General features: G+C 28.1%; 8 protein-coding genes. All 8 read right to left on the bottom strand.

All coding sequences use genetic code 11. The features are described from left to right. Window positions 1-158 precede the first annotated feature (158 nt). Window positions 159-1,415: a serine/threonine transporter SstT gene (sstT, locus tag QZV12_RS04470; RefSeq protein ID WP_295617845.1), complete on the bottom strand. Its 1,257-nt coding sequence runs from the start codon at window positions 1,413-1,415 to the stop codon at window positions 159-161. 155 nt (window positions 1,416-1,570) lie between these two features. Next, on the bottom strand, window positions 1,571-2,818 hold the full coding sequence (sstT, locus tag QZV12_RS04465) for a serine/threonine transporter SstT (protein ID WP_295617841.1): 1,248 nt from the start codon (window positions 2,816-2,818) through the stop codon (window positions 1,571-1,573). A gap of 234 nt (window positions 2,819-3,052) precedes the next feature. Next, window positions 3,053-4,132 carry an ARPP-1 family domain-containing protein gene (locus QZV12_RS04460; RefSeq protein ID WP_295617838.1) on the bottom strand — a complete coding sequence of 360 codons (1,080 nt, stop codon included), beginning with the start codon at window positions 4,130-4,132 and terminating at the stop codon, window positions 3,053-3,055. Between the two features lie 142 nt (window positions 4,133-4,274). Then, a complete protein-coding gene (locus QZV12_RS04455; protein WP_295617835.1) occupies window positions 4,275-4,625 on the bottom strand; it encodes a hypothetical protein in 351 nt (116 codons plus the stop codon). Window positions 4,626-4,628: 3 nt separating this feature from the next. Continuing rightward, window positions 4,629-4,772 carry a hypothetical protein gene (locus QZV12_RS04450; protein ID WP_295617832.1) on the bottom strand — a complete coding sequence of 48 codons (144 nt, stop codon included), beginning with the start codon at window positions 4,770-4,772 and terminating at the stop codon, window positions 4,629-4,631. 210 nt (window positions 4,773-4,982) lie between these two features. Beyond that, window positions 4,983-5,357, bottom strand: a complete 375-nt coding sequence (locus QZV12_RS04445) for a hypothetical protein (RefSeq protein ID WP_295617829.1) — start codon at window positions 5,355-5,357, stop codon at window positions 4,983-4,985. Next, window positions 5,299-5,721, bottom strand: coding sequence for a hypothetical protein (locus tag QZV12_RS04440; protein ID WP_295617826.1), 423 nt, complete (start codon window positions 5,719-5,721; stop codon window positions 5,299-5,301). The genes QZV12_RS04445 and QZV12_RS04440 overlap by 59 nt, the downstream gene beginning before the upstream one ends. 1,555 nt (window positions 5,722-7,276) lie before the next feature. Then, complete coding sequence (locus QZV12_RS04435; protein WP_295617823.1) at window positions 7,277-7,699, bottom strand: hypothetical protein; 423 nt, start codon at window positions 7,697-7,699, stop codon at window positions 7,277-7,279. Window positions 7,700-7,784 lie beyond the last annotated feature (85 nt).

Genomic DNA, 7,784 nt, shown 5'->3' with positions numbered 1-7,784 from the left:
TTTCTATAATAATAGATTGTACTTCATTGTATATAAATTTAAAGGAAAATAAGTTAAGAAAAAAAGTGACTGATGGTCATAATCGTGACACACCCTCAAGAATAAAAAAATAACTAAAACTAAGAGAGGTATGAGAAAATTGAAAAAAGGATTGAACTTTATTGGTCATCCTTTTCTTTTGCAAATTCTCCTAAATAATTAACTGGCTTGCCTTTTTTTGCTCTGTCTGAATATTCAACAGTTGCTGCAAATAAAGGGTCACCACTTGAGTTAAGAGCTGTTTCAAATGAGTCTTGAATCACTCCAATAATGAACCCTATTGAAATTGCCTGCATTGAAATGTCTGAAGGTATTCCAAATAATGAGCATGCCATCGGAATAAGCAATAGAGAACCTCCAACTACACCAGAAGCTCCAAAAGCAGCAAAAGATGATATGATAGACAATACAATAGTTGAAGGTACATCTACAGGAATGCCTAATGTATGACAAACAGCTAAAGTCATAACAGTAATGGTGATTGCTGCTCCTCCAGTATTAATTGTAGCACCTAAAGGAATGCTTATTGAATATAGATCCTCATCAAGGCCAAGCTTTTCACAAAGCATCATATTGATTGGAATGTTTGCAGCAGAACTTCTTGTAAAGAATGCAGTTATACCACTTTCCTTAAGACAGATAAATATAAGGGGGAAAGGATTCCTTTTTAACATAGACCCTACGATAATCGGATAAACGACAAATTCAACAATAAGCATTGATCCGACAAGCAATAAGATCAATTCCCCATATTGGACAAAAATGCTTAAACCATTTTGAGAAAGTGCAGTGAATACAAGGGACATGATACCAATCGGTGCAAATTGAATAAATATCTTTACAACCATTGTTAATACATCTGCAAAGTCGGAAATGACTGTTTTTGTATTATCGCTTCCAACTTCCTTAAGACATATTCCAAATACAAAAGCCCAAAAGAGAATTCCTAAATAATTACCTTCTGACAATGAGTATAATGGATTTAGGAAGATATTCAACAAAAGATTTGAAAGAATTTGGTTCAATCCACCAGGTGCAGATACTGAACTGGCATTAGTAAGTGTAATGCTGATAGGGAATATGAAACTAACTACCACAGCAGTTACAGCAGCTATGAAAGTATCTAAAAAGTATAATAGAATTATTTTTCTAAATCTGCTTCCAACTCCTTCGTTTGCTTTTGACAAAGCAGAACTGACCAATAGAAATACAAGAAGTGGTGCAACAGATTTTAAAGCTGTTACAAAGAATTCCCCTGGAAGTCCAATGGTAGTAACTTTAGGAAAAGCGATTCCTAAAATCACACCAATAATTAGGCCAATGACAATCTTTAATATTAAACTAGATTCCGTCCATTTTTTAACAATATTAATCATAAAGTACCTCTCCAATCAATTAATAACATTGATTTTATTTTTCTTAAGAAATCCTCTAAATTTATTTATCCTTAGCATAATCACCTAAAAAATCATTAGCAATTAAATTCATTTTTCCTTAGCATAATCACCTAAAAAATCATTAGCAATTAAATTCATTTTTCCTTAGCATAATCACCTAAAAAATTCATTGGCTTACCATCTTTTGCTCTTTCATAATACTCTGATGTTGCAGTGAATAAAGCATCGGAACTTGAGTTTAAGGCAGTTTCTGCAGAGTCTTGAATTACACCAATGATAAATCCTATCGCAACAGCTTGCATTGAAATATCTGAAGGTATTCCAAATAAAGAGCATGCAAGGGGAATGAGCAATAAAGATCCTCCTGCAACTCCAGAAGTACCACAGGCAGTTATAGTGGAAATAGTGCATAATAAAAGTGCTGTAGGTAAATCCACAACTATTCCTAATGTATGGCATACAGCTAAAGTCATAACTGTAATTGTTACAGCAGCACCTGCAGTGTTTATTGTAGCACCTAAAGGAATGCTGATTGAATAAAAGTCTTCATCAAGACCAAGCTTTTTGCAAACCATAAGGTTAACTGGAATATTTGCAGCAGAACTTCTTGTAAAAAATGCAGTGATTCCACTTTCCCTTAAGCAAGTGATTACAAGAGGATATGGGTTATGTCTTAAAACAGCAGCTATGAGGATTGGATTTCCTATAAAGGCAACAACAGCAATACATCCTACAAGCAACAATATTAATTCACTGTATTGAACAAAAATAATCAAACCGCTTTGAGAAACTGCAGAAAATACAAGAGACATAATACCAATTGGTGCAAATTGAATTATTCCACCTACAACCATGCTTATTGCATCTGCAAGGTCACCAAGGACATTTTTTGTAGTTTCACTTCCAACTTTCCTTAAGCAAATACCAATCATAATTGCCCAAAATAGGATTCCTAAAAAATCACCTTGAGCTAATGCATATAATGGATTTTCGAAAATCTTAAGCAACATATTAACTATTATTTCATTAAATCCTGAAGGGACAGCCGCATGGCTAATATTCTTAAGCTGAACGCTTAGTGGGAATAAAAAACTTGCGGTTACTGCAACTATGGAAGACAATAATGTGGACCCCATATATAAAATAATCACAGTTTGAAATCTGTTTCCAATTCCATCATTTGCATCAAATAAGGCAAAGGAAACCAAAACAAAAACAAGAAGAGGTGCGATGGCTTTTAAAGAGCTTACAAAGGCTTCACCAATAATGGATATTGCAGTGAACTGAGGTACAGTAAGACCTAAAATAACTCCAATAATAAAACCAACAATTATTTTTAATATTAGGCTAGTTTCAGTCCATTTTTTTACAATATTCACCATCAAATACCCCTCTAATTATAGTATTCCAACAAAATCTCCATATAATAAACAATATATAATTAATATGTTTTTTTAAATTATATAAAATTATTGAAAAAATAGTAAAATAGAACAAAAAAATTAAAGAAAAAATAGAATTAAAAAATAAAAAAAATAACAGAATAAAACAAATAAAATTAAAGAAAAAAAGAATTGAAATATAAAAAATAATAGAAAAAAGAAATTTTCAATTATTTAGAAATTATCCACAAAGTCACTGAAAGAGCCATATCTTCTGGATCTACGACGATTTACTTTTGGATTTGAAGTATTGAAATAGTTGAGATGAACCAAATTTCTACCGTCCATCAATACAGAACCAGTTCCATACCTATTTGCAAAATTCATGTGTCTGCCTATTCCTTCATCTTTAGAGTTTCTGAATCTAGAATAACTGATTTCTCTTAAAAACGCTTCAATTTCATAAAAGCTAATATCAGAACAATAAGAAGAATAGTTTTTGGTTATTGCTTCCATAATATAGCTTCTAAAGATTTTTTCATGATATTCCTGATAAATTGAAGGATTGTGGAATAACTCTAAACCTTTGATTTCACCATTGATTATGAATATTGCACCGCATTGACCAAATTCCAATTTAAAGTTTTTTAAATATTCATTGTGTCTTGACCTGTGATTTTCAAAGTTATCATGCAAAGCGCTTGTTCTAGATCTAAAAGAAGTTCTGTCTTCAAGATTGCTTATTGAATTCCAAACTGTAGATTGACAATTCTTCTCTTCAAATAAATCATTAGACTTGGCTAGTCTTGTAGAAAAATCTGCTGCAAAATCGGAAGATTCAAAATGATTGTCTGGTTGATTGTTTTCAAATTCCCTTAATTCCTCAAAATTATCTTCTGAAGAATTTGAAAAATTTACCCTATTTAGGTATTCATCTCTGCCATAATGATTTCTTCTGGATCTTCCATAATGCCATCTTCCTTGCTCAGTGCAGCTGACTGATACTCGCAAGGTGGTTTTTGGAGGAATTATTAAAGACCGGTTCATAATACGGTTTTGTTTAGCACCAACAATTTCATCCCCATCAATTAAGACTAATGGGATATTTGCATTGTTTCTTGCTAAAACAGTTCCGACAGTTGATACTTCACATTCAGTGATTTCAACGAAGCCTGCACTTATTCCTCTTTTAAGAGTCAAATAGTCATTATTTGAAGAGGAATTTATTTTAACAGGAATTACCTCCATATTCCTATATTTTTGAGCATTCAATAACTCTAAAGACACATTTGTGCCATCAATTTCAACGTTCATATTATATCACCCCAATTTTTAAGAATTTTATTGAAAAAGAAAAAAAAAAAACAAAAAAGCAAACAATGATTTAAACCAGCATCTTTCAAATCAAATCTGATGATTGAAAATCATCATCCCCTTAATTTTATAGCTGACAATATCATAAATCATCATCTGCTTCCTTAATTTTATAGCTGACAATATCATAAAATGGAATCTTTGCTACAATATCATTGTTATCATATAAAAGAACTAATGTAGCGCCATCGACTTCCTCAACATCAATTTTAGAAACTGGCTGAAAATTAATGCCGTCTACTTCAACGCAGCTGCCTTCTTTTATGCATTCGTTTTTGACTTCATCTGCAAAGTTTCCACTAACGATACCATCCAAATAATCAAGAATATCATCAAAGCAAAGAATGGAAGGATTTTCATCACCATATTTCTTTTCATACTCTTCATTATCATCCAAATATAATCTGGATAATTTAGCGTATTTTGCAATCATGTATTAGCAAAAGTCATCTTCAAATGTAAGCTCTTCCAATTTTGCAAACTCATCAAAGCATTTATCGCCTTTGAGATATTCTTCCTTAACTTCTGAAACCTTATTCTTAATAGATAAAGCTTCTTTTCTATTAGTTATTTTAGCCAAGATATCACCTTTTTCTTAAAGAAATTAAAAAAAATTAATTAAATTTGAAAATCATACAAAAGAAAAATTCTTCATATAACTAATTTGATCATAAGAAAAAATAAATTTTCTTTAATAAATTTATAAGGATAAAGAAAAAAATTAATTTTCTTTAGTAAATTTATAAGGATAAAGAAAAAAATAAATTTTCTTTATAAATTTAGAAAAGAATTAATCAAGTTTTTCTTTCCAACTATTATTTTTCACAAGACCAAGTTTTTGTTCCTTACAGAACATTGTAGCTAGTTGATCTACTGAATCATACAGGTCCCCAATCCCTTGGGAAGTTTTGCTGTAATTGGCAACATGACTTCTATTGATTCCAATTTTTGAAGCTTCAGCATATGAGTCAATGTCAGCTCCAATGAAAATGAATTCAAAACCACTGTTTTCAACCATATCTTTTATTTGACCTCTGGAGAATTCCCTGGAAGCATTTTCCAATCCATCAGTGTTAATAATGAACATTCCCTTATTTACTTTCCTATCAAAGGAAGTTACAGTTTTTCCAATTGCATCCAATAAGGCAGTAGAGCCTCTGACCATAGTAATCTTCAGAAGTTAATGGCTTTACTTCGTCAATAGGTTTTCTACTGTATAAGACTTCATAATTACTATCAAAAAGAACAGTGGTGACTTTAATGTTGTGGTTTTTAGCCATTTGTTTTTCTATGAATGCATTGAATCCGTTGATGGTGTCTGTTTCAGATCCGTACATGCTTCCAGAGCGGTCTAAAATAAAGAATATGTCAGCTTCCTCATTTTCAAACCTAAGGTTTTCAAGTTTTTCATTTCCAAAATCATTTACAACGGTTTTGTTTTCGCTTTCCATATCATTTTCCCCCTTTACTTCAGTGTTTTCAATTTTTTCTTCATTTTCGATTTCAATTTTAATAGAATCGTCTTTCATATACACCCTCCTTTACATAAAATTTTATGACATTGGAATATCAATCAATGAGTGATGATCCAAATATCATTCAGGAATTAGAAATTATTAAGCAGCTATAATTTAAAGTGGTGATGTATGGTATTTTTAATTTTAAAATTGCTGCTTAAATTGATCCACCCCCTAAATCAATTTTTTCTAATTCCTATTAATACATTGAACTTCGTAGTATATAAATGTTTAGTTCTAAATTTTAATGACACATCATAAAATTTTAGAACATATACATTTTTCACAATGACTACCCATACGTATTAGATAATCACAGAAAAATATCACTACCCCATCCATAAATAATGTACAAGAGAAATACAAAGATCATATAAATTCAAAGCAAATATTGATAAATGCTTTAAATTTAAAATAAACATAATTTTTATATTTTAATTGTAATTCTCTAATAATATTTTTGATTTAATAGCATATAAAGGTTTGTAATTGCTTATTTTTTAATTTAAAATAATTTATTTGATATTTTCACTATATATGAAAACTATAGAAATATCAAATTTTAAATATGTACCTTTTATTTAATTAAATTTATAACTAATTATATTAAAATTATATGAATAACATATAATTTAATTAATCGTTTTTTCAATTTAATTGATTTGTATATATAGTTGACATATCGATTAAAACTAATTTTGTTTCATCATATAAAAATGAAATTGCAAAATTCAATCAAAAGCATTAAAATTTAAAATAAATTAATTTAAATCTAATATAGAATAAAATAATAAAATATAGAAATTTATATGAAAAATAAAGAAAAATCAACAAAAAAAGAAATTTTCTTAAAAATTTAAAAAAATAAATAAAATAATTAATAAAATTTAAAAGGGCTTTTGATGTAATAATGTTAAAACATCATTACAACAAAAGTTTTCCGATAGCTAATATGCTATTCAATTACAATTCATCCCTTTACATCACCCATTGTACATATGTAACCAAGTTTTAAATTTTCATTTAAGACTTATTTTATAGTTTAGTAATAATTATATATAAAGTTTTCTATATGATTTATTACAAATAATAGTAAATTTAAAAATAAAAAATATTAAAAATAAATCACATTAATTAAATATAAGTAAAAATAATAAATAATAGAATTATTAATAAAATAATGATTATATATTAATTAATAGTAAAAATAATTTAAATTATTTAGTAAAATAAAAAATTAATAATTATAAATAAATATTACATTATAAAAATAGCATCTTGAAAAATATTACAATAAATCTCTTAATAAAATACGGAATTATTGAATGAAAAAAATCTAATTAAAAATACGAAAGAATAAAAAAAGTTAAAAATAGCCATGAAATAAAATTTTCTAAAATAAAAAAAAAAAGTATTAAAATAAAATAAAGAAAATTTTCTAAAATAAAAAAAAAAAGTATTAAAATAAAATAAAGAAAATTATTAAATTAAAAAAAGTATTAAAATAAAAATAAAATTATAAAATAAATTTCTAAAAAAAATAAATAAAATAGCCAAATTAATAAATTTAAGCTATCTTTTCAATTTTTATAACACCATCGTTTTCTGTGTAATAAATGATATAAGTTCCTGGTTCCATTCCTTGATATTGACCAGTTTGATTACCTGTAATGATTATAGATTGCTTATGTAAAACATCCCCAGTATCTGCAACAGCAGGATTGGATCCATTCATATCTGCAGTAGCATTAGCAGTGACATTAGCAAGAGTCTCATTTAAAGCAGTCACATTTGAAACAGTCTCATTAATGGTATTATTTATTTGTGTTTCTACAGTGCTTTGTGAAACATTTAAAGAAGTATTTTCTGTAGCATTTCCTTGTACATCATTAGCAATACCATTTGTAGGAACGAAATGCAAAGCAACAAAACCAACTAAAATAATAGCAAGTAATGCTATAAGTAAACCGATAATAACTTTCTTATCCATATTTTACCTCCTTAACAAATTTTAGAATATATTTTTATTAATAATAGTTATACTGATATGAATATTTAAATATTTCTTTAAAAAA

This window comes from uncultured Methanobrevibacter sp., from assembly GCF_902769175.1.
GTDB lineage: Archaea > Methanobacteriota > Methanobacteria > Methanobacteriales > Methanobacteriaceae > Methanobrevibacter.
Note: the sequence above shows the minus strand (reverse complement) of the source record. Positions and strands in the feature narration are given on the sequence as shown.